Source organism: Clostridium sp. CTA-6 (assembly GCF_054768115.1).
Genome location: NZ_BAAAAU010000008.1, coordinates 1 through 22,613 on the forward strand (window position 1 = coordinate 1; position 22,613 = coordinate 22,613).

The 22,613-nt window shown below is 29.4% G+C and carries 20 protein-coding genes; 3 read left to right on the plus strand and 17 right to left on the minus strand.

The genetic code is table 11. The annotated features are described in order from the left end of the window. The first annotated feature begins 654 nt into the window (after nt 1–654). Nucleotides 655–2,100 (plus strand): APC family permease, encoded by a 1,446-nt coding sequence (locus ACYUDJ_RS13075; RefSeq protein ID WP_003484783.1) that lies wholly within the window; start codon nt 655–657, stop codon nt 2,098–2,100. Between the two features lie 148 nt (nt 2,101–2,248). On the opposite strand, the gene ACYUDJ_RS13080 is transcribed toward ACYUDJ_RS13075, so the two are convergent. From ACYUDJ_RS13080 to prdR, 16 genes are all read right to left on the minus strand, one after another. Continuing rightward, entirely contained in the window at nt 2,249–3,118 is an 870-nt protein-coding gene (locus ACYUDJ_RS13080; protein WP_003484781.1) for a sulfite exporter TauE/SafE family protein, read from the minus strand. Nucleotides 3,119–3,636: 518 nt separating this feature from the next. Beyond that, nucleotides 3,637–4,644: a proline racemase gene (locus tag ACYUDJ_RS13085; RefSeq protein WP_003393245.1), complete on the minus strand. Its 1,008-nt coding sequence runs from the start codon at nt 4,642–4,644 to the stop codon at nt 3,637–3,639. Nucleotides 4,645–4,657: 13 nt separating this feature from the next. Next, nucleotides 4,658–5,128: a glycine/sarcosine/betaine reductase component B subunit gene (locus ACYUDJ_RS13090; RefSeq protein ID WP_003484779.1), complete on the minus strand. Its 471-nt coding sequence runs from the start codon at nt 5,126–5,128 to the stop codon at nt 4,658–4,660. Between the two features lie 13 nt (nt 5,129–5,141). After that, the gene (gene prdD / locus ACYUDJ_RS13095; RefSeq protein ID WP_042384680.1) at nt 5,142–5,918 is read right to left on the minus strand and encodes a proline reductase cluster protein PrdD; all 777 of its coding nucleotides are present in this window, start codon (nt 5,916–5,918) and stop codon (nt 5,142–5,144) included. A gap of 340 nt (nt 5,919–6,258) precedes the next feature. Continuing rightward, on the minus strand, nt 6,259–6,984 hold the full coding sequence (gene prdB / locus ACYUDJ_RS13100; protein ID WP_077272288.1) for a D-proline reductase (dithiol) protein PrdB: 726 nt from the start codon (nt 6,982–6,984) through the stop codon (nt 6,259–6,261). A gap of 77 nt (nt 6,985–7,061) precedes the next feature. After that, nucleotides 7,062–7,337 (minus strand): CBO2463/CBO2479 domain-containing protein, encoded by a 276-nt coding sequence (locus tag ACYUDJ_RS13105; protein WP_003484771.1) that lies wholly within the window; start codon nt 7,335–7,337, stop codon nt 7,062–7,064. A gap of 8 nt (nt 7,338–7,345) precedes the next feature. Next, nucleotides 7,346–9,454 (minus strand): D-proline reductase (dithiol) proprotein PrdA, encoded by a 2,109-nt coding sequence (gene prdA, locus ACYUDJ_RS13110; protein WP_042384679.1) that lies wholly within the window; start codon nt 9,452–9,454, stop codon nt 7,346–7,348. Between the two features lie 21 nt (nt 9,455–9,475). Then, nucleotides 9,476–10,792, minus strand: a complete 1,317-nt coding sequence (gene prdC / locus ACYUDJ_RS13115) for a proline reductase-associated electron transfer protein PrdC (protein ID WP_253290173.1) — start codon at nt 10,790–10,792, stop codon at nt 9,476–9,478. Between the two features lie 627 nt (nt 10,793–11,419). Further along, a complete protein-coding gene (locus ACYUDJ_RS13120; protein WP_003484763.1) occupies nt 11,420–12,082 on the minus strand; it encodes a hypothetical protein in 663 nt (220 codons plus the stop codon). A gap of 39 nt (nt 12,083–12,121) precedes the next feature. Then, complete coding sequence (gene prdC, locus ACYUDJ_RS13125; RefSeq protein WP_003484761.1) at nt 12,122–13,426, minus strand: proline reductase-associated electron transfer protein PrdC; 1,305 nt, start codon at nt 13,424–13,426, stop codon at nt 12,122–12,124. A gap of 592 nt (nt 13,427–14,018) precedes the next feature. Further along, nucleotides 14,019–14,546: a permease gene (locus tag ACYUDJ_RS13130; RefSeq protein WP_003484759.1), complete on the minus strand. Its 528-nt coding sequence runs from the start codon at nt 14,544–14,546 to the stop codon at nt 14,019–14,021. 4 nt (nt 14,547–14,550) lie between these two features. After that, nucleotides 14,551–15,030, minus strand: a complete 480-nt coding sequence (locus ACYUDJ_RS13135; protein WP_003484757.1) for a hypothetical protein — start codon at nt 15,028–15,030, stop codon at nt 14,551–14,553. Between the two features lie 297 nt (nt 15,031–15,327). Beyond that, nucleotides 15,328–15,510, minus strand: coding sequence for a hypothetical protein (locus ACYUDJ_RS13140; protein WP_003484755.1), 183 nt, complete (start codon nt 15,508–15,510; stop codon nt 15,328–15,330). 82 nt (nt 15,511–15,592) lie between these two features. Then, nucleotides 15,593–16,021, minus strand: a complete 429-nt coding sequence (locus tag ACYUDJ_RS13145; RefSeq protein WP_003484752.1) for a hypothetical protein — start codon at nt 16,019–16,021, stop codon at nt 15,593–15,595. Nucleotides 16,022–16,052: 31 nt separating this feature from the next. Further along, a complete protein-coding gene (gene prdC / locus ACYUDJ_RS13150) occupies nt 16,053–17,363 on the minus strand; it encodes a proline reductase-associated electron transfer protein PrdC (RefSeq protein ID WP_042384672.1) in 1,311 nt (436 codons plus the stop codon). Nucleotides 17,364–17,537: 174 nt separating this feature from the next. Continuing rightward, nucleotides 17,538–19,292: a sigma-54 dependent transcriptional regulator PrdR gene (prdR, locus tag ACYUDJ_RS13155; protein ID WP_003484748.1), complete on the minus strand. Its 1,755-nt coding sequence runs from the start codon at nt 19,290–19,292 to the stop codon at nt 17,538–17,540. A gap of 335 nt (nt 19,293–19,627) precedes the next feature. On the opposite strand from prdR, the gene ACYUDJ_RS13160 reads away from it, so the two are divergent. Together ACYUDJ_RS13160 and ylbJ are read left to right on the plus strand one after the other, a co-directional pair. Beyond that, entirely contained in the window at nt 19,628–20,857 is a 1,230-nt protein-coding gene (locus ACYUDJ_RS13160; protein ID WP_460289645.1) for a nucleotidyltransferase, read from the plus strand. Between the two features lie 59 nt (nt 20,858–20,916). Further along, nucleotides 20,917–22,083, plus strand: coding sequence for a sporulation integral membrane protein YlbJ (ylbJ, locus tag ACYUDJ_RS13165; RefSeq protein WP_042384669.1), 1,167 nt, complete (start codon nt 20,917–20,919; stop codon nt 22,081–22,083). Here the strand turns inward: ylbJ and ACYUDJ_RS13170 are convergent, their stop codons facing one another. Then, complete coding sequence (locus tag ACYUDJ_RS13170; RefSeq protein ID WP_003484742.1) at nt 22,084–22,608, minus strand: hypothetical protein; 525 nt, start codon at nt 22,606–22,608, stop codon at nt 22,084–22,086. Nucleotides 22,609–22,613: the final 5 nt, after the last annotated feature.

Sequence of the window (22,613 nt, forward strand, 5' to 3'; positions counted from 1 at the left end):
TTTTTCAACTTCACCTATTTTAACATCTGGTGCCTTAACAAGAACATCTTGTGTAAAATCTGGTGGTGTAAATTTTGGTAATTGAAAACTCATTTTAAATTTCCTCCTTAACGTAATATATTTTAAATTGTATTGGGGTTATATATATATTATATAAATATAATATTATCAACATTATTAACTAGGTTATAACTAAATATTTTTTAAATTTGTATTTTTTTACTAAATATCAAAACAATTGCAATAAGATGTCAACTTATATCAAAAATTTAATTTTTAACTTCAATAAATTTGTTTTTATTTTCACTTGTTTTTTTGATATTTTTTTCAAATAAACCTGTATTTTTTTGTTTTTTTAACAATGTTATAGCATTTTCTTTATTAAAGATACCATATTTCCTAGCATATTTATTAGTATAATAAATAAAATTATAGAATTCAAGCCTTATAATAACTAATTTATTATAATAGCTTGTTTGTGTAATCCTTTTCTATGAAATAAAATACTTTTTCATAGTTTTACTTAACTTTGTTTAACTTTGTAGATTTTGTTAAAAAAATGTCTTGATTTTGTGATAAAAATAACATAATATTAAAGAGTATTTAACAATTCAACAATATTATCAAAAATTTTACAATAGGGGTGATTATTAAATGAAAAAGTCCTTGACATTCAAAGACATGGTTTTAATGACCATGACAGCTATTTTAGGATTAAGATGGGTAGCTGTTTCAGCTAAATATGGCGCCTCCTGTGCAGTATTATGGGGAATAGCAGCATTACTATTCTTTATTCCTAGCGCATTGGTCGCTGCAGAATTAGGAGGTAAATACCCAGAACAGGGTGGCTTAAGCGTATGGGTTACAAAAGCCTATGGTGAAAAAATGGGTTTTTTAGTATCTTGGCTTAACTGGGTTAGTAAACTATTCTTTTATCCCGGATTTGTAACATATGCAGCAGTTACATTTGCATACGTTATAGATCCAAGTCTTGCAAATAATAAACTTTATAATTTATTCATGGTTTTAGGAATCTTCTGGTTTATAACTATATGGAGTTTTAGAGGCACTGGAAATAGTAAAATATTTGCAGTTATAGGTGGACTTGTCGGCAGTGTACTTCCTGCTTTATTAATTATAATATTAGGTTACGCATCTGCTTTCGTTCTTAAAAGACCTCTTGCGACACCCTACACTCTTCAAGGCATGATACCCGATTTCAGTAATATAGCTAATTTAGCATTACTATCTTCTGTAATGTTTGGCTTAACAGGTGCTGAAGTAACAGCAGCCTTTGCTGGCGAAGTTGAAGACGCAAAAAAAACAATCCCTAAAGCAATTATATTCTGTGCTATCTTTATAACTATTTTATATATACTATGTTCATCTGCCATTACTTTTGTAGTATCACCAGAAAAAATAGGTGCTGCAAATGGACTTATAGAAGCATTTAGATTAATAACAGAGCAGTTTGGTATAGGACAATGGTTCCTAACTTTAATGGCAATACTTATGACTATAGAAGCTTTAGGTGGCGTTAGTTTATATATAATGTCTCCTATAACTATGTTATTTGAAACTAGCAAAAATGGTGTTTTACCTCCATTTTTAACAAAAACAAATAAAAATGGCGTACCAATTAATGCATTATTGGTACAAGGTATAGGTATTTCAATAGTAATAATAGTTACAACTCTTTTACCAACAGTTAATGCTATATATTCAATACTTATAATAATGACAGCTATAACAGGCTTAATCCCTTATTTATTAATGTTTGCATCTTACATTAGATTAAAGAAAATGGAGAAATTACAAGCTAAGGGAGAATCCACAGAGGAATTTTACGAAATATCAAAATCAAAGCAATTTTCAACCTTTGTATCCATTGTAGGATTAATAAGTGTAATATTTGGAATTGTAACTTCATTCTTCCCACCGTCAGATTATACAACCACAGGACAAATTGCATTCTTTGAATTATTAAGTATAGGTGGACCAATACTTCTAAGCTGGATTGGTTGGAGAATGTTTAGTAAATATGAACAAAGAAGAGATAAAGGCGAAATTCAGTCTAAAAATAATTTTGCATCAAAATAAATGAATTAAAAAATCTATCTGACTATAAATAAAAATCAGATAGATTTTTTATTAATTTATAAATTTCTACAAAACATAGACTTTTTGAACAAAGGATTATGCAATAATACTCAACTCTTAAATTTTGTTACATTATGCTGAATAGTTTTTAGATTTTTCCTTTTGAATAGGCTTTAAACATGGTAGTAGATGTGTATATAATAACTACTATTACTAACCAAGTTAATATATTTAATGGTAATTCTTTAACTATATAGGCTGCTATTAATACAGCTATAACACCAAATATAGTTATGGCCATAGAAGCTTTTCTATTATATGCTCCTTCTTTTACAAATTTAGCTGATGCTGCTGGCATTAGATAAGCACAGGACCCCATCATTATTGGAAAAGCAACCTTCGGACTCATTCCAAGAGCAAATACTAAAGCCATACATGGCGCATATAATCCTATTCCTAATGTCATTAATGCACCTAAAAAGAAATTAGCTATTACCGCTATTACTAATTTCCCCCCAGTAAGTCCTATAGCTGTGCCACCTACTGGCATTAATTTTAATTGACTTGCAAGCATTAAACATGCAACTATCATTAAAGCAATACCCATACCTAATTGAACCTTTTTTTCATCAAATTTTGAAACTATTCCAGCTCCTACTACAGCTCCAACTGTAGCTGATATTAACATTGCAAATAAAGTAACAGGATCTACCTTTATAACAGTTATAAATATAAGTGCTTCTGTTACAACCGGAATTGTACAGGAGACATTTAAGGTTCCTGGTAAAACTCTATCCTCTGTTAATTTTAAAAATCTAAGCATAGCGGTCAATGGTGCAAAACTACCTATTCCTAAGGTATCAAAAAAATTAGCTATAAACCCTACTGCACCAGCTTTCCAAAAGCTTATTTCTTCTAAATTTCCCTCTTTTGAATTTTTTACAAAATCCTTAAAAAATATGAATGCAAAATAAAGAGTTAAAATTAACAAAATCCCAAAAACAATTTTTACTATCATAATACGCCCTCCTTGTTATTTAAAATTAGAACTTCTTTTGTCTAATCCAAGGATGCTCCCCCATTATTATGAAACTTTATTTTTGTCCAATTTAAAGACATTTACCCCCTTATTATAGGACTTTATTTTGCATAACTCTAAGATGCTTGCCCCATTATTATGGAACATTATTTGGCCTAATCCAAAGATGATTACCCCATTATTATAGAACTTTATTTGGCCTAATCCAAAAATGTTATCCTATCATTATAAAACTTTACTTGGTTCTTATAATCCACCCTCCTTTTTTGTTATTTGATTTTAATGAACCTATATTTTGTATTAAGATTTTATTAAAAAAAGATGGACTCCACGCAATAAACATCGAGCCCATCTTTAAGTAATCATTGCATAACATTTTTTTATTTAAGAAAAATAAACAATGTGCATTGTACTTAGATATATTTCATACTATTATTTTATGTTTTAATTATGAAATAATTGTCATTTATTTTTTTATTTATATAAAATATTTAATACTATTTTAATACAAATCCATATTTAACTGGATCTTCTTCATCTACTAAGAATTGAGAGAATCCAGTAACATATGCGCTACCAGTTATTTCTGGTATTATACCATCATATTCTCCAACTTTAGTTTCTTCTAATATTTTTCCTTTAAATTTAGTACAAATAATACTTTCGTTTACTATTTCTTCTCCTACTTTCATTTTTCCTTGAGCATATAGTAAAGCCATTTTAGCACTTGTACCAGTTCCACAAGGTGATCTATCTACTTGACCTTGACCAAATACAACTACATTTTGTACATCTGCATCTTCACTTTTTGCAGGTCCGTAAAATTCACAAAGATCAACTGTTTTTATATGTTCTAATACTGGGTGTTTAATTTCAACTTGTTCGTTAACTGCATGAACTATTTTCATTCCTAAATCATTTAATTTTTGAGAATTAGCTGGAGAAATATCTATTCCAACTTTTTCAGCATCTACCATAGCAAAAAAACTTCCGCCAAAAGATATATCTAATGTAAGTTTTCCATAATCAGGCACATCAATTTCTACATCTTTTTTATATAAGAAAGCTGGAACATTCACAATTGAAGTTTCTTTAGCTTTTCCATCTTCAACTTTTACTCTAGCATTAATCATTCCTGCTGGAGCTTCTAATTTTATGTTTGTATATGGCTCTTCTACTTTTACTATTCCCATTTCAACTGCACATGTAGCTGCACCTATTGAACCATGTCCACACATATTAAGGTATCCGCCACCATCCATGAATATAATACCTAAATCTGCTGTTTCATCAGCTGGTTCTGTATAAATAGCACCAAACATGTCATTATGTCCTCTTGGTTCTGACATAAGCATTGTTCTTAAACTATCGTTATTTTCTTCTAAGTATTCCATTTTTTCTGCCATTGTCTTTCCTGGAACCTTTGGAAGTCCTCCTATTACTATTCTTGTTGGTTCTCCCATTGTGTGAGATTCAATAGTTTGAATTGTTTTAATCGCTCTCATTATTAAAGCCTCCTTAGTTTTGTTTTCTTTTCATTTTTAATTTTAAAAATGCTAAAGCTTTTTTAGCATCTATTGGCATAACATTGTTTTCTCCTACAACCTCAGTTTCTATACCTGCTTCTGATTTGTTAAAATCAACCACCGTATCCATAAATTCATTTGTAACAACAAATTGAGCTTGAGTTCCTACAAAACTCATACCAACTACTGGTATATCTCTTTTACCTATAGCTTCTAAAGCTGAGGCAAAATCTATATTACTGTTACCCCATCCATCTATGGATACTATAGCGCCATCAACTCTCATAGCCTCTGCCCAAGCTCCTATCCTCTGACCTGTGAATACCTTTTCTTCATTTGCTTGAGGTGTACCTGCAACTATAATTCCTAATAAATCTATATCTCCATCATTAGAAACTATTTCTACTAAAGGGTCTCTAAAATGATGTAATGTTGTTTCTTTGGTAGATGGTCCTATCCCCATAAAATATCACCCCTTAATTCATGGCCCTTAATATGCCATCTCTATATTCATTTGGACTTACAACCACCGGCATATTGCCCATATCTATTATAGATTTGCATCCGATATGTCCACCAGGTTCTTTAGCAAATAATCCTGTATCATACATACAACCTTGACCTGCAACTTGTTTAACAATTACAACCTTCTTTTTGCCTGGTCTTATTTTATCAAAATATTCATGCTTTTCATCACAATATCTACCATTAATTTTTTTAAGGTAGTTTCTAATTTCTTGTATTATTATATCACAAACTCTATGAGCCGCCATTGGTCCCGGCCTATTTGTAGCTTGTCCATTTTTCAATGTAACATTTATATGAACAATTATATCATCCTCGGCTGGAGTTCCTCTTCTTCCAAAAACAACTTGTTCATCTAAAATTCCTTCTGAAGAACCAAATTCAGCTACCTGAATCCCACATTCTTCTGCTCCTGTTAACATTACTTGTACTCCTGTTAACACATGTGTTATACCCTCTCCTAAAGCTCCCAAAACTTTAGTAGCTACTGGAGAAAAATCCATTATAGAATTCACAAATTTATGTCTTTCCTTTGGATTTATAATATTCAAATCAATTTTTTCTATTAATTCTTGTCCTTCCATATCTTCATGTTGTAATATTCCATCTAATATATCTTTTCTTATATATAAAACTTTATCCTCTATGTAAGTCCTATCTGAAAGCTCTACTTTAGTAATATGAAAAGCTTTTATAACTAATCTTCTCAATATGATTTCTTGTTCCACCAGCATCACCACCTTTTTCCATTTTAATAACTTCATAATCATTAGATTGATACAGGTTTAACATTTATATCCAAAAACTTATATATTGATAATTATGTAACTATTATATCATCAATTTTCTAAATTGTATATATAATACCTATAAGATTTTTCAATACATTTATAAGGAAAATTTTATATATTCTGAAAACTTTTTCTAAACCCTCATACTACACTATAGTTTATAACAAACTTTTAAATATAGAGCATTTTATTTATATTTTTTATTAAAGCAAATGCAATAATGAGTTCAGTAAAACTGCACTACATTATTGCATTTTTTATTTTTAAGGAAACAAAACTAAACTTTTGCTATATATTCGTATGGTAATGGAACTATTTTTCCTGCTGAAGGAATCTTAATTAATTGTTCTAATGTATCTTTTACTATCGCTGTTTGCATTTCTACATTATTAGGTTCTCCTGCATTAGCTCCCATTGGAACTCTTGGTGCAACCGCTCTTGGTGTACCAGTTTGTCTAACAACTGGTGGAAGAGCAGCTATTATTATTGTAGGAATTCCTTCTTTTTCAATCGCTCTCTGCACTAAAACTGCAGATCTATGACAAGTTCCTCATCCAGCAGTCATTAATACAGCATCTACTCCTTCTTCTTTTAAGATTTTAGCAACTTCTGGGCCTGTTTCTTCTCTGAATTTTTGTTGGTTTCCACCGCCACCCATGAATCCTATATGAGTTGGAGCAACTGCTTTTATAAAGCCAGCATCTACTAATTCTCTTAATCTATCTATTGGGAACATGGCATTTATATCTTTGTTAACGTCTGAGTTATCATATCCACCGTGAGATACCATCATATCTGATGTCTTTGCATCTCCTGGTATTAATCTATATGTGAAGTCACCTGCTAAGTTGAATCTTTTATCCTTTTTTAAGTGAACTCCTGCTGCAGTAGCTATGGCTACTGTCATATCTTTTAATTCCTTTGTTACTGGTGCCCATACTGGGTCTGGAGTTATAGGAACAAATATTTCTGATTGTAAACCTTTTGTAATAGTTAAACTCATTTTAACCTTACCTTCCTTCCTTCAATGAATGTTTAAATTATTATTTATGAAAGTTTCTCTAGCTTCAAATTATCTGTTTATTTCCATCTATCCTCAGGTTTTACCCCTCGTCTTTTTTGTATTTCTAAATTACTTACGTATTTTTCATTTATTTTATCAGATAATACTTCTACAAAACTCATATTAAGTCCAATTTCTTGACCTACTTTTAATTCATAATCGGATATTATCATTCTCCTTGGTATTTTCAAATAACCAAGTCTTCCTTTAAAATCTATAGCTACTGCACCATCGGATACTTCTACGATAACGCCTTCCATTTCTATGATCTTATCACCGTATTTTAAATTCATTTATATCCCTACTTTGTGCTGTATTTTTCTTTTCTCTTTTCACTCATTGGTATTGAAGTTTCATTTAAAACTCTTTCTATTTTCACATTTTCAGCTTTTTCTATTAATTCTAAGTTATTTTCTTTAACATTTGCATTCCAAGCTCTTTCTGGTTTTTTAACATCTTCTCCAACCATAGCAGCTTTAAGCATTTCAACACCTCTTATTGCATCTTCTGGACATAATGTATTGCATTCTAATACTTCGTTTTCTATTCCGCCTTCTGATTTGTTATTATCTATCATATATTTCATATATTTATTACCAACAACTAGAGCGCCTTGAACTGCACAGAATGAGAATGCTACACATGGTATTCCTCTCATACCTATTTGTTCTACGTGGCTTGCAAAATCAATGTGATTGTTTCCAAAACCTTCAGTTGTAACAAAAGCACCATCAACATCTAGAGCTTCTACCATCATACCCATTCTTTCTGATACGTAGAATTTTTCACTATTGATTTGTGGACTTCCTACAAATATAACTCCGCATAGGTCTAATTCTTCATCCTTCATGCATTCCATTACAAGAGGTTCTCTCCAATAATGTCTTGAACATTCTTTAGAAGCAGGTCCAATACAAGTTAATGCATGTATACCACCATCTAATACTTCAAGTGGTGAAAGCATTACTGGAACGTTTCCTAAATCAACATTTGGTTTACCACCTAAATAACCTACTGGTTCTACTGGTAATATTAAGTTGTCATGCATAGCACCTTGACCCATTATCTCTTTAACAACTACAACTTTTTTCTTTCCTGGTCTTCTTTTTTGTTCAAAAGTTTCAGTATTAACTACTAAAGATTCATCCTCTAAAGCTTTCATAGCTTCTCTTATTTCTTGAGTTATGAAATCAGTTGCTTTATGAGCAGCCATAGGACCTGGTCTTTCCATATTAGTTTTTTCTTTTATAGTTACTTGCGTTTTGATGAATATTTCACCTTTATCTGGTGATCCTGGTCTATTAAACATAATATTTTCTTCTAATATACCTTCTGAAGAACCAAATTCACCTATTTGAACGCCATTTTCATCTGTTCCTGTTACCATTACAATAACACCGTCTAATACTCTAGTTGCACCTGTTCCTAATTTGTTATCCCCTTCTTTAGTAGCAATTGGTTGTACATCCATTATAGTTTCACTATAAGTGTTGTATTTATCTGGAGTTATTATATCTATTTCTACTTTTTTTACAAGTGGGCTAACTTTTTTAGCATCTTCAGAAACACCTTCTCTTATATAAAGAGTTGTTCCTTCTATTTTTGTTTCAGGACCAAATTCTACTTTATCTATTTTATAATGTTTTCTAGTAAGACTTCTTATAACTTTTTCTTCTAATTTAACTTCTTTGTTGCCTTCTACAGCTGGAGCTGCTACTACTTCACCTTTTTCAGCTTTTACTGTTGGAACCTTTGCTGATTTTCCAGCACCTACATTGCCATTTAAAGGAACTTCTATATCAATTCCTCTACCTTCAGCAATTTTGATTCTTAAAGTTCCACCACTTACTGTTGCATTTGAATCAACACTCATGTTTACTTCCTCCTCAAATCCTTCTAATATATCTGGTGTTACAGGAGTTAAAGCTGGTGTATCAACTGATAAAGTTGCTCCAACTACTTCTTCTCTTGTAAGTACTCTTTCATCTAATGAAATTAAAAGAGAATCTACAAGTTTAGGGAAGTGCATTGGATTTTCTAAGTCACTAGCTTTTATAGTATCTCCTGTTTTTAGGTTATATTTTAAAACTGCTTTTTCATTTCCTTCAGTTAACTCTTCTTCAGTAGTAGAACCTTCTTTGTCTTCTTCATCTATTTTTTTAGCGCCCTCTACTATATCTGAAGTTAGCGGAGTTAATGAATCTACAGTTTTTAACAATTTAGCACCTATTACTTCTCCAACTTTTAAGCAATTATCCGGGATAGTTAATAGTCCTGAGTCTACCATATCTGGGAATATTTCTGGGTCTTCTAGGTTATCTGCTGATAATATTGTGCCTTCTTCTGTTCTGCAACAAACTACAGCATGTTCATTTTTTAATTCTTCTGCATGTTCAGCTGTCATTGACATTTCAAATTACCTCCTTTTTTATTATTTTTCTTCCTCTTTAAGTCTTCTTGTTAGTGTATAATCAATTGTTCTAAATATATGATCAGTATGATGATATACTGGAATTTTAGCTTTTGGAGCTATTTGCATAACTGTATTTGAACAATCATTACAATTTGATATTAATATTCTTTTTGCTCCATCTTTTTTAAGCTGCATAACTGCAGCCGCTTGGCCTGGTCATTCACCAGGTGTTTTACATTTTCCTGGCCCGTTCCCTTTTCCCTTTGGATATTCTATGTTTTTGCAGTCAACTACTCCTGCAATTTCTGCATTCATTTTAGTTGCTACATCTCTTAGTCTTTCTTCGTTGGCTCCACAGGCACATACTAGTAGTCCTAATGGTCCATTATATTCTGGTAATGGTATTGTAACTATTGCTCCACCAGATATTTTAGTAACAGCATCCTTTTCTATATCTCCAGCTTTTCCAGTGTATGGTCCACCTATTACTAGCTCACCATATTCACCATCTATACCACCAGATTTTTCTATTAAATCTTTAACTGGTGTTCCCACTGGAACTTGTAGGAATACATTTGGTTTATTACCTGATTTTAGTTTCCCTATTACTGTTATATCCTTATCTATAACTGGTTTTCCTTCTTCAACAGCTCTTGTAATATTTGCTAAAGTTTCAGCGTTCATTACAATACATTTTGCTGCTATAGGAAGTTCAGTTACATCTAACCATTTATCAAATATTGCATTGATTATAGCTCTTTCTTCACCCATTGGGTATAAATCTTTAAGCAATTTTAATTCTATATTACTTATATTTTTTAATGCTTCTTCTAATACTCTTACTGCTTTTTCATGTTTTGCTTTTATTGCTATGTATCCTTTTTTTGAATTAGTAGCTTTCATGGCATACTTAATACCATTTATTATTAATTCCGGTGTTTCTTCTATAACTTTCATATTGTGATGAAGTGCTGGTTCACATTCTACACAATTTGCTATGATATAACCATCTTTATTATCTGCCTTTAACTTTATGTGAGTTGGAAATCCAGCTCCACCGGCTCCGACTATCCCTGCTTCAAATACAGTATCTACTAAATTATCGCATTTTTTTATTTTAACGAATTCTTTTGTTTGATTCTCATCCGCTTTTATTATAATTTCCTTATCTGTAATCTTTTCTACTACACCGGATACACTAGTATGTATTTTAGCACCAAGTCCGTTTGGCTCTGCTATGCATTCACCTCTCTTCACTTTTTGTCCTTCTTTTACACAAGATACATCTGGTGCACCTACGTGCATCTTAAGGGAGAATTTGTATAACTTCTCCATAAACCCACCTCCAAAATCACTGTCACCTATATTTTAAGCATAAACTATGCCAACTTTGTTAAAAAAATTAATAACTTCTATAAAACTAGGTTATAGCTATGCTGTAGGTGTATAAATAAAACTTATAACGGTTATATTACATTTAACAATGTTATTTTTTTGACACTTTTAATTTTTATTTTAAATTTTTAAATAATCTTTGTTCATTTCAAAAGAAAATATTGGGTTTATATTTTCGTTATTTTTTTGACATATCTGTTTAAAAAGTTGACATTTTTATTTTTTTATATAAATTTTTTAAATTTATTCGTTTTATTTTATAAAACAATTAATTAACAGCAACTTTTTTCTATATTTTTTTTAATATTTAAACTTTAAAATTATATATTATAGTAAAAATCTAAAAAACTTTTTACATAATGTAATGAGCTTTTTATAAATTTTTACCATGTTTATCCTTTATATATCTTTTCTTATTTTAACTATTTAATTAAAAATTTAAATCAAAGTAATTCATCTCATTGTTTACATTAATATATCTATTTCTAATATAAAAATAAACAGGGAAATTCAATGATATTTTTGTATCATTAAAATTCCCTGTTTAATATAATTTTATTTAATTAATTATACTTGTGTAAAAGGTATCTCTATATAAATACCTGTACCTTCTTCCATTTTTAATCTTAAGAATCCCCTATTGCCATTCAAAGGAATAACTGAATTAAAATCTACTTCTTTAGAATCTTGTGTTATTTCTAAAGCTTTTTCTTCAAATCCCTCTAGCATAGAAGCTGTTACACCTGATATAGCAGGAGCATCTTCAGTTAATTTCGCACCTACTACTTCCCCTCTAGTTAAAACCTTTTCATCTGATTTTATTAATAAAGAATCCTGAAGTTTTTCAAAATGCATTGGATTTTCTAAATCTTCTACTTTTATAACATCTCCAGCTTTTAAATTATTTTTTAAGATGGCTTTTTCCTCTGGTGATTCTATTTGTATTTCGGATTTTGATCTTACATCTCCATCTAAAGATTTAGCTCCTTCTACTATATCTTTAGTTAATGGTGTTAATGAATCTATAGTTTTTAATAGTTTAGCTCCTATTACTTCTCCTACCTTTAAACAGTCTCCTGGTATATTTAATAAACCTGAATCCACCATATCTGGAAATATATTTGGATCTTCTAAGTTGTCTGCAGACAATATAGTGCCTTCTTCCGTTCTACAACAAACTACTGCCGGTTCATTTTTCAACTCTTCTGCATGCTCTGCTGACATTGACATGTTAACCCATCTCCTTACAATATATTCAATAAGATATACTTATTTTTTATCTATAGGAAGTCTTCTTGTTAATGTATGATCTATTGTTCTAAATACATGATCTGTATGATGATATACTGGGATTCCTAAGTTTGGAGCGCAACACATAACTGTATTTGAACAATCACTACAATTTGATATTAGTATTCTTTTAGCTCCATCTTTCTTTAATTTCATTATTCCTGCAACCTGTCCCGGACAATCCCCTGGAGTTTTACATTTATTTGCTCCTCTTATTTCTTCTACATTCTTACATTTAGTAACGCCTACTACTTCTGCTTTCATTTTAGAAGCTATATCTCTCAATCTTTCTTCATTTGCTCCACAAGCACATACTAATAATCCTAATGGTCCTTTGTATTCTGGTAGTTGTATTGTAACTATTGCTCCACCTGACATTTTAGTCACTACAGACTCTTTTATATCTCCAGCTTTGCCTGTATATGGTCCCCCTATTACTACTTCTCCAAATTCTCCATCTATTCCACCACACTCTTCTATTAAATCATGTATCGGTGTGCCTACTGCTACATCAAATAATACATTAGGCTTATTACCTGTTTTTAATTTTCCTATTATTGTTATATCTTTGTCTATAACAGGCTTTCTATCTTCTACTGCTCTTGTTATATTAGCTAAAGTCTCTCCATTAATTACAACACACTTTGCTTCTAATGGAAGCTGAGTTGGTTCTAACCATTTTCCTAATATAGCATGAATTATAGCTCTTTCTTCTCCCATTGGATATATATCTTGAAGCTCTTTTACTTCTATATCAGAAGCTCCTTTTAAATGATCTTTTAATATTTTTATAGCCTTTTCATGCTTGCCTTTTATTGCTATGTATCCCTTTGGAGCATTAGTTGCTTTCATAGCATATCTTAAACCTTTAATTATTGTATCAGGCTCTTTTTCTATAAATGCTATATTATGATGCAAAGCTGGTTCGCATTCTACACAGTTTGCTATAACGTATCCATCTGGTATATCTGCTTTTAATTTTATATGTGTTGGGAATCCAGCTCCACCAGCTCCAACTATACCTGCTTCAGCAATAATTTCTAGAATATTGTCACATTCTTTGATTTTAACAAAATCTTTTGAGCCATTTTCATCTGCTTTTATTATTATTTCTGCATCTGTAATTTTCTCAACTATACCAGATACACTTGTATGTATTTTAGCTCCCAATCCATTAGGCTCAGCTATACATTCTCCTCTTTTAACTTCTTGTCCTTCTTTAACACATGGTACATCTGGTGCTCCTACATGCATCTTTAAAGGAAACTTGTACATTTTTTCCATGTCACTACCCCCTGTATTTTTTCTTTACAATATTCATTATAAAAACAAAATGACAGTTTTACTACTAAAAACTGCATATATAAAATTATTCTATAAGCCGCCTATTATACTATAAATAAAATTTATAGTACTTATAAGTATTATAAATAAAAATTTAACAAACTTTTCAATGCTATATCCTTACTATAAAATTAATTTTATAGACTTACCATAATATATGTTTTCTTTTATTATGATTTTAAAATAAATTTTCTTGCATATATTTTATTTTATAATAAAAAAAACAAAGGCATAAAAGCCTTTGTTTAGATTGAAGACAAAAGGCTTATGATGTGTATATATCATTCCATGAAATTCCTTTGCGTCATCAAATACCCGTTCTATAGTTTGACTTCTTTTAGAATAAATTTCTTTATTACCTTTTGTATGTCTAATATCTTCTACTTGTTCTATATATTCTTCTTTATTTGGTGTCTTTCGTCAGTATTTCTTTTTCCTATCATCTTTATCACTATATTTATTTTAGCATGAAAATAAGCTGTAGACTATCCGGTTGTCTACAACCGGAAAGAATGAAGCAAAATCTAATGCTTCATTCTTTAAATTTATTATATATTTTTTCTAAATCATTCTTACTCAATAAACCTTCTATTAAATATGCTAAAATTATAATACTAGGTAAATTCACTAATAATCTACTGAAAGTATATTTATATCCAAGTGCTGATAACTCAAATAAGAAAGTTGGTATTTTTGTAGCACACCACGCTCCCATAAATATCATTATGTTGCTAAATTTGGTCCCTTTTTTAATAAATACAGCAGTTACAGGAAAAGCTGCATATACAGGTCCTGCTGCTAATGCTCCTAATAATATGGCAAGAACTATTCCTAAAATTCCCGAATTATCTCCCATGTACTTTATCATAGTTTGTCTTGGAACCCAAGTGTCTAAAAGTCCCAATAACAACATTATAGGAGGCAGCACCGCCAGCATCTGTTTAAATGAGTCCAGTGCTATTAAACTTATGTTTTGTCCTTTATTAAAATCAATTAACGTTATTATTAAAGTTAGCATTAATATTATTATAAAAAAAACATATCTTTTTAACCATTTCATAAAATCACCTCATAAGTATTCCTACAATAAAAGCACTTAATATAGAATAAAAAAAGTAAACTATATTTCTAATAAAGGTTGCCTTTTTACCTATAAATTTTGCCTCCATAGAAAAAGTTACTATTCCAACAAACATAAAAGCAGAAATTAATGCTGTAATTTGAGTGTATCCAGCACCATTTTTCAATAATAATGCTGCTGTGGGAAAGGCTACAAATGTAGGTATTAATGTCACTGAACCTATTATAGCTGCAATTATCACTCCAATAAATCCAGATTTCTCACCAATAATAGATGATATACTCTCTGGTAATAATATTGTCAGTATGATTCCTACTATAAATATAATCGTTAAAAATTGAGGCATTATATTTTCAAAAGACTTTATACCCATTAATAATGCTTTTTTTGTTTTGCTTTTATCCTTAAAAAAAGAAACTAAATAAAGTACAATTACAGTACCATAAAGTATAAATGTAGTCATTATACTTCCTCCCAAAGACTATTAAATCTATACTATATTAATATTAAATTTCCATTTTATTAGTTCCTTAATCTCTAAAATTTATAATTCCGCTTCATAAATGCTATTTTTTTACAGTAAAAACATAAGGGGCTGTCGCACTAAGAATAAATCCTACAATATATTGTGTTAACTTTAAATTTGCAAAACAATATATTGTATGTAAATTTTTTAATGCGACAGCCCCTTATCAGATTGAAAACAAAATGCTTATGAGAAGTTAAATTTTTCATAAGCCTTTTAATATTTCTAATATATTTAATTTAATGCTTCTTCATAAAATTTTGCTGATTTTTCGATAGCTTCACTTTTACATTTATGGTTATTAGCGTTAGATTTGATATGTGTACCATCAATAAAAACAGTTCTTTCATCTATACTTGTCATTTTTATTTGATGCATTTCGGCAGTATTTCTTTTTCCCATCATTTTTATCACCATATTTTAGCATAAAAATAGGCTGTAGACTATCTGGTTGTCTACAGCCTGAAACAAAGGCATAAAAGTCTTTGTTTTTTAATTTTTATAGAGGAAGTTCTATATCTATTCCTCTTCCTTCTTCTATTTTTATTTTAAGTACTCCACCTTCCACAGAAGCTGCCATGCAACCTTCTTCATAAACTTCTGGTGCTTCTAAAACTTCTACAGCCTCTTCAGCTTTAGGTGCTTCTTCTTTCTTGTCTTCTTCTCCACCAATTTCTTTATATCCTTCAACTATAGCTGGAGTTAATGGTGTTAATGAATCTATAGTTTTTAATAATTTTGCTCCTATTACTTGACCTACTTTTAAATGATCCTCTGGCATAGTTAATAATCCAGAATCAATCATATCTGGGAATATATCTGGATCCTCTAAGTTATCTGCAGATAATATTGTTCCTTCCTCTGTTCTACAGCAAACTACTGCTGGTTCATTTTTTAATTCTTCTGCATGTTCTGCTGACATTGACATAATAATATACCTCCTAAGTTTAAAAATAATTTTATTTATGGAGCTTCTCTTTTGGAAGTCTCCTTGTTAACTTATAATCTACAGTTCTAAGTACATGATCTGTCTGGTGATAAACAGGCAACTTCATTTTTGGAGCTATTCCCATAACTGTATTAGAACAATCACTACAATTAGCTATTATTATCCTTTTTGCGCCTTTACTTTTCAAATACATAACAGCACCTGCTTGACCTGGACATTTACCTGGAGTTTTACATTTATAAGTGCCCCTAACTTCCACCACATTTTTGCATTTAGTTATAGCCACTACTTCTGATTTCATTTTGCTGGCTATATCCTTTAACCTATCTTCATCTCCAGCACAGGCACAAACTAAAAGTCCCACTGGCCCTTTATATTCTGGTAATTCCATGGTTACTGTTGCTCCACCAGAAACCTTTGTTATTACAGATTTCTCTATATCCTCTGGTAGCCCAGTATGAGGTCCTCCTATAATAATTTCTCCATACTGTCCATCTATACCTCCGCAAGTTTCTATCATATCTTTCATAGACTTTCCTATATGCTCTTGCAAAAATACATGAGGACCTATACCTTTTTTTAATTTTCCCATAAGGGTTATATCTTTATCTATAACCGGTTTTCTCTCTTCTACTGCTCTTGTTATATTTGCTAGGGTTTCTACATTTAAAACTACACAATTTGCCTCTATAGGTATTTGTGTAGGTGCTAACCATTCACCAAATATAAAATGTATTAAAGCTCTTTCTTCTCCGGAAGGATATATATCTATAACTTCCTTTATTTGTATATTTTGTTCATTCTTTAAATGTTCCTTTAATACTTCTATAGCTTTTTTACGTTTGCCTTTTATTCCTATATAAGCCTTTTTAGCATTAGTAGCTTTCATAGCATACTTTATACCTTTTATTATAAGTTCTGGATTATTTTCTGCTAAATATACATTATGATGAAGGGTTGGTTCACACTCTGCACAGTTGGCTATTATGTACCCCTCAGGTATATTCGCTTTTAATTTAACATGAGTTGGGAAACCAGCCCCACCTGCACCTACTATTCCAGCTTCATACACTGTATCTAGAATGCTATCACATTCTTTGATTTTAACAAAATCTTCACTTTGGTTTTCTGAAGCTTCTACTAATACTTCCTTATCTGTTATCTTGAAAACCTTACCAGATACGCTACTATGAATTCTAGCCCCCAATCCATTAGGCTCTGCTATAACCTGCCCTCTTTCTACAAATTCCCCCTCTTTAACACAGGGCACACTCGGTGCACCTATATGCATTTTAAGATAAAACTTGTATAAATTTGACATTTTATCACTCCTTAGGAAATTCCCATTTATTATAATATCATATTTTGACTATTGTAACAATAAATAATAGAAATATGTCAATAACAATATGTTATATAAAAAGCCATATTTATTTATTATACTTATTATACTTTAAACTTTTTAACATTATACAGATAAATCAATTTTTTTAATTTAAATTAAATCATATTGGTTTAATTTATAATATAAAGTGCTTCTTTTTATATTAAGTATTTCTGCTGCTTTCTTTTTATTCCCTTTAGCTATTTCCATTACTTCCTTTATTATCTTTTTTTCTGTATTTTTAACTACTTCATTTAAATCATATCTATGATGAGATTCCCCTTCAATTTCTTCTACATCCTGCACTATATGATTAGGAACAGAAGATATTGTTACTTCTCCATTGGTTGATAAAACTACCATCCTTTCTACCACATTTTTCAATTGTCTTATATTCCCTTCCCATTTATAAGAACATAAAATATCATAAACCTCTTTATCTATTGTATTTATCTTTATGCCTTCCTTTTCTGATATTTGGTTTATAAATAAGTCTATAAAATCTTTAATATCATCTCTTCTCTCTCTTAATGGAGGTAACTCTATATGCACTACTGCAAATCTATAAAATAGGTCTTCCCTAAAGGTATTTTCCTTTATCATAAATTGTAAGTCCCTATTTGTTGCAGCTAAAATTCTACAATTAACCTTTGTGCCCTTTTGACTTCCTATTCTGTAAACCACACCATCCTGCAAAACTCTTAAGAGTTTTGCTTGCATACTAAGTGGCATGTCCCCTATTTCATCTAAAAATAAAGTACCATTGTTAGCAAATTCAAATTTACCTATTTTCCCTTCTTTTAATGAACCTGTAAAAGTTCCTCCCACATAACCAAACAATTCACTTTCAAAAAGATTTTCAGGTATAGCACTACAGTTTATAGCTACAAAGTTTCCAGTTCTCCCACTAGCTTTATGTATAGCTTTTGCAAAAACCTCTTTTCCCGTTCCACTTTCTCCTGTAATAAGAACGCTAGCAGAGGTAGGTGCTACTTTTTTAGCTATAGCAATGTTTTCTATTATCTTTTGACTTTTACCTATAATAGATGAAAAACTATAATTTGAAGCTATTTCTTTTTTATAGGCACTTTCAAAAAATTCCACCTTCTTTTTTTCCTGCATAAGTTCTTTAGATAAAGATATTACCTCTGTTATATCCCTATCTGTAGAAGCCACTGCTATCAATTTGTTTTTACTATTAAATATAGGTACAGCACTTAATATAACAGTTTTTCCAGGAGAAGGCTCATTGTTTACATTAGTTATTTTTCTAGGCTTTTTCAAAACTTTTAATATTAAAGCATTTGGAAAAAAAGACCCTAAATATTTTCCTATTATTTCCTGTCTCTTCACACCATATAGGTCTTCCGAACTTTTATTCCAATATATTACTACACCTTTGTTATTTGTTATACATACTGCCTCATGCATATTCTCTAAAATTCTATCCTGAAGAGCATATAATTCTTCTACATTTGTGTATAATTCATTATTTAAATCGTCTAAATGTACTATTCCTATTATTTTTCTATTATGTACTATAGGTAATCTTTCTATCTTATTTTTAACCATTATATTTCTTGCAGAAATAATTGATTTCTCTTCAGAAATTGTTATTACATCTCTTTTTATATAATTTTCTAAGTTATCACTAAATCTTTTACCTTCATTTTCTAATTTATATAGGTCATTTTTAGTAAATATACCTATAATATTGTCATCTTCATCTACTATAAGAACTTCATCTTTATAAAGTTTAGCCATTCTATTGAAGGCAGATGATATGGCTTCATTTTTAAGTACTTTTATAAAATCTGTCTTCATTACATTTTTTACAGTATAAATTAATTCTATAGAACTATTCATCTTATATTCCTCCAATGTACCATAAATATAATATAGATTTCTGTATAGCAAGCTGTGTTTATGGTATCATATAGTATATATATATTTTAACATAATTAATTAATATTTAATCATTATAAAATTATTTCATTAACTTTTACTTATAAAATGTTATTATAACTTGTCCTCTTACATATTATAATAATTTTTATAAAATATAAAAAGAAAAATTTTTTTCATAAAACAATTTATATATCCTCTAATAAACATCGGAATATTAATTGAATTTTAAGACATCCTTAGAAAAATTACATCTTAAAATTCATAGAATTTAACTTTGAAAAGGATTGATTTTAATGAATGTATCTGCAATCATTGTAGAGTATAACCCTATGCATAATGGGCATCTATATCACATAAAAAAAACAAAAGAATTAACAGACTGTGATGCTTTAGTTTGTATAATGAGTGGTAATTTTGTACAAAGAGGATTTCCTTCAATTTTAGATAAATGGACAAAGGCTGATATAGCCCTATCAAAAGGAGTGGATTTAGTTATAGAATTACCTACATTATATAGTCTTTCCTCTGCAGAATTTTTTTCTTTTGGAGCTATAAGCATTTTAAATAATTTAAATGTAGTGAAAAATATTTGCTTTGGAAGTGAAATAGGCAATATTAATGCCCTACAGGATATAGCCAAAACTCTTTTAGAGGAACCCTTAGAATACAAAATTCTTTTAAAAAATTATTTAGATAAAGGTGTATCTTTTGCTAAAGCCAGAAATTTAGCCTTAGTAGAACTAAATAAGGATAATAAAATTATGAGTGAAGATATAAATAAAATACTATCCTTATCTAATAATATTCTTGGAATAGAATATTTGAAATCTTTACTATTACTTAATAGTTCCATAAAACCTTTTACTATAACAAGGGAAGGTGCAAATTATAAAGATGAAAATTTACACAAAGAATATTCTAGTGCATCTTCCATAAGAAAATATTTAAAAGAAAATAAAAATATTAATATTTTAAAAGATTTTTTACCTTTAGAATGCTTTTTAGAATTTAAAAAATTAATTACTAAAAGCTATAATTTCTCTATGGAAGATTCTATGATTAATTATATAAGATATAAATATACATGTGGATATAAAAATTTGCATAGTCTTATTGATGTTTCAGAAGGATTAGATAATAGAATCTATAAAGCCTTAGAAAAAAATTTTACTTATGACAGCTTAGTAGGAGAAATAAAAAGTAAAAGATATGCTTATAGTCGCATAGGAAGAATCTTATGTCAATATTTTATCGGTTTTGAAAACTATAATTTAAACACCTTACTTAAAAGCACTCCAAACTATATAAGGGTTTTAGCCTCTAATGAAAAGGGTCTAAAAATATTAAAAGAAATTAAAAAACATTCCTCTACTAAGATATATACAAAAGTACCGAAAAACACTAATACTCTCTTAAACTTAGATATAAAGGCTACCAATGCTTATTCTATTTTAAATAATAATATAAGATTTAATGAAGATTATTTTAGAAGTCCTACTATAATAAAAAATACTATCTATTAATGTAATAATATTTGATTTTAAAAATATAATTATAATAAATCAATTCTAGGAGTCTTATAGTGACTTTATTTTTTTATATAATGTTATTTTTAATATTTATTTTATTGTTTAAGCTTTTTAAAAATGAAAATATAATAATAACCTTTTTATGTTCAATTTTAATTATATATATTATTATAGCACCTAGGTTTTGTATAGAAGCTACTTTATCTGGTGCTAAGTTATTCTTTTATAAGGTTTTTCCTTCTTTATTTCCTTTTTTAATACTAACAAACATAATAATAAATTATGGTGGAGTACATATATATTCTAAACTATTCGGAAAAATTCTATGTGCTCCTCTGAAACTAAAAAAGGAATGTAGTTTCCCCTTAATAGTAAGTGCCCTTTGTGGTTATCCCTTAGGAGCGAAGTACTCCTGTGATCTTTACGAAAATGGCGATATTAATTTTTCTACTTTGGAAAGACTTATAAATATAGCCTCTAATGCTGGTCCCTTATTTATAATTGGATCTGTAGGCACTTCTATGCTGGGTAATCCTTATGCAGGATATGTATTACTCTTATCCAATTATATTTCCTGTATTATAGTAGGGCTTATTTTACCTAGTAGAAATACTAAAATGTATAGAGATTTTAAAAAAAATTTGAAAATATCAAATAAAAACATAGGTGAATCTTTAAAAAATAGTATTGACGGCGCTATAAAAACTTGTATAGGTGTAGCAGGATTTGTAATACTGTTCTCTTTATTGCTTAATATACTAAGAAACAATTTTCTTTTTAAATTTTTATTAAATAATTTATGTATTTTTTTTAATATAGATAAAAACCTAATAGAAGGATTCCTATTAGGCTTAGTAGAAATGACCAATGGATGTTATTTAATTTCCACAAGTTCTATTGATATATCTAAAAAATTAATATTAATAAGCTTCTTATTAGCTTTTAGTGGATTTTCTATAATATCTCAAGTTTACTCTTTTACTTATAAGCAGGGTATAAATATTAAAAGATATATAAAAATAAAATTTATACAAGGACTTATAGCCTCTACAACCTGTGTTATTTTATATAAAATACCTATATTTTCAATGTATTTAGATACTTTTACAGATAAAAATACTCATTTAATTTTAAGTAACAATTTATTATTTGTATTTATTTTATTGCTTCTAATTGTACCATTAATAATATATTATATAAAATTTTTAAATAAAAATTAATTATTTTATATTTCTTAATTCCTTTATATTTTCTCTTATAGTATCTGTTTTTAGCTCTACACTTTCTTCTAAAGAAGCCGTAAAGGCTTCTAAATTTTTTCTTAATATACTTATCATTTGTTGAGATTTTTCTTCTATTTCTCTATCTAAATCCGTCAATAATTCATCTGCGTAATCCCTAGCCCCTACTCTTATATATTTAGATTCTTTTTCAGCATTTTTTATTATGGTTTCTGCCTTAATATTTGCTTCTCTTGTTATACTATGATTCTCTATTTGTTTTTTAAGTATTATTATATTTTCCTTTTTAATATGTTCCGCTTCTTCCATAGCTTCAGTAAGTATTCTTTCTTTTTCCTCACATATCCATTGAGCCTTTTTAAATTCATCCGGAAGACAATTTATTATCTTATCTAGTACCTCTAGGGATTCTTTCTTATTTATAGTAACTTTTCCTGTTAAAGGAATACTTGAACCTGATTCTATTAGTTCTTCTAGATATGCTAAAAGCTTAATAACATCCATTAAGT

Excerpts from the sequence above, each read along its gene's own strand:
- ACYUDJ_RS13120 (WP_003484763.1), bottom strand. The coding sequence starts at position 12,082 with ATGTCAATGTCAGCAGAGCATGCAGAAGAGTTGAAAAATGAACCGGCA.
- ACYUDJ_RS13170 (WP_003484742.1), bottom strand. The coding sequence starts at position 22,608 with ATGGATGTTATTAAGCTTTTAGCATATCTAGAAGAACTAATAGAATCA.
- ACYUDJ_RS13160 (WP_460289645.1), top strand. The coding sequence starts at position 19,628 with ATGAATGTATCTGCAATCATTGTAGAGTATAACCCTATGCATAATGGG.
- ACYUDJ_RS13085 (WP_003393245.1), bottom strand. The coding sequence starts at position 4,644 with ATGAGAGCGATTAAAACAATTCAAACTATTGAATCTCACACAATGGGA.
- ACYUDJ_RS13135 (WP_003484757.1), bottom strand. The coding sequence starts at position 15,030 with ATGACTACATTTATACTTTATGGTACTGTAATTGTACTTTATTTAGTT.
- ACYUDJ_RS13145 (WP_003484752.1), bottom strand. The coding sequence starts at position 16,021 with ATGTCAATGTCAGCAGAACATGCAGAAGAATTAAAAAATGAACCAGCA.
- prdC (WP_042384672.1), bottom strand. The coding sequence starts at position 17,363 with ATGTCAAATTTATACAAGTTTTATCTTAAAATGCATATAGGTGCACCG.
- prdC (WP_003484761.1), bottom strand. The coding sequence starts at position 13,426 with ATGGAAAAAATGTACAAGTTTCCTTTAAAGATGCATGTAGGAGCACCA.
- prdA (WP_042384679.1), bottom strand. The coding sequence starts at position 9,454 with ATGTCAATGACAGCTGAACATGCAGAAGAATTAAAAAATGAACATGCT.
- ACYUDJ_RS13140 (WP_003484755.1), bottom strand. The coding sequence starts at position 15,510 with ATGGTGATAAAAATGATGGGAAAAAGAAATACTGCCGAAATGCATCAA.
- ACYUDJ_RS13090 (WP_003484779.1), bottom strand. The coding sequence starts at position 5,128 with ATGGGGATAGGACCATCTACCAAAGAAACAACATTACATCATTTTAGA.
- prdR (WP_003484748.1), bottom strand. The coding sequence starts at position 19,292 with ATGAATAGTTCTATAGAATTAATTTATACTGTAAAAAATGTAATGAAG.
- ACYUDJ_RS13130 (WP_003484759.1), bottom strand. The coding sequence starts at position 14,546 with ATGAAATGGTTAAAAAGATATGTTTTTTTTATAATAATATTAATGCTA.
- ACYUDJ_RS13075 (WP_003484783.1), top strand. The coding sequence starts at position 655 with ATGAAAAAGTCCTTGACATTCAAAGACATGGTTTTAATGACCATGACA.
- ACYUDJ_RS13080 (WP_003484781.1), bottom strand. The coding sequence starts at position 3,118 with ATGATAGTAAAAATTGTTTTTGGGATTTTGTTAATTTTAACTCTTTAT.
- ACYUDJ_RS13105 (WP_003484771.1), bottom strand. The coding sequence starts at position 7,337 with ATGAATTTAAAATACGGTGATAAGATCATAGAAATGGAAGGCGTTATC.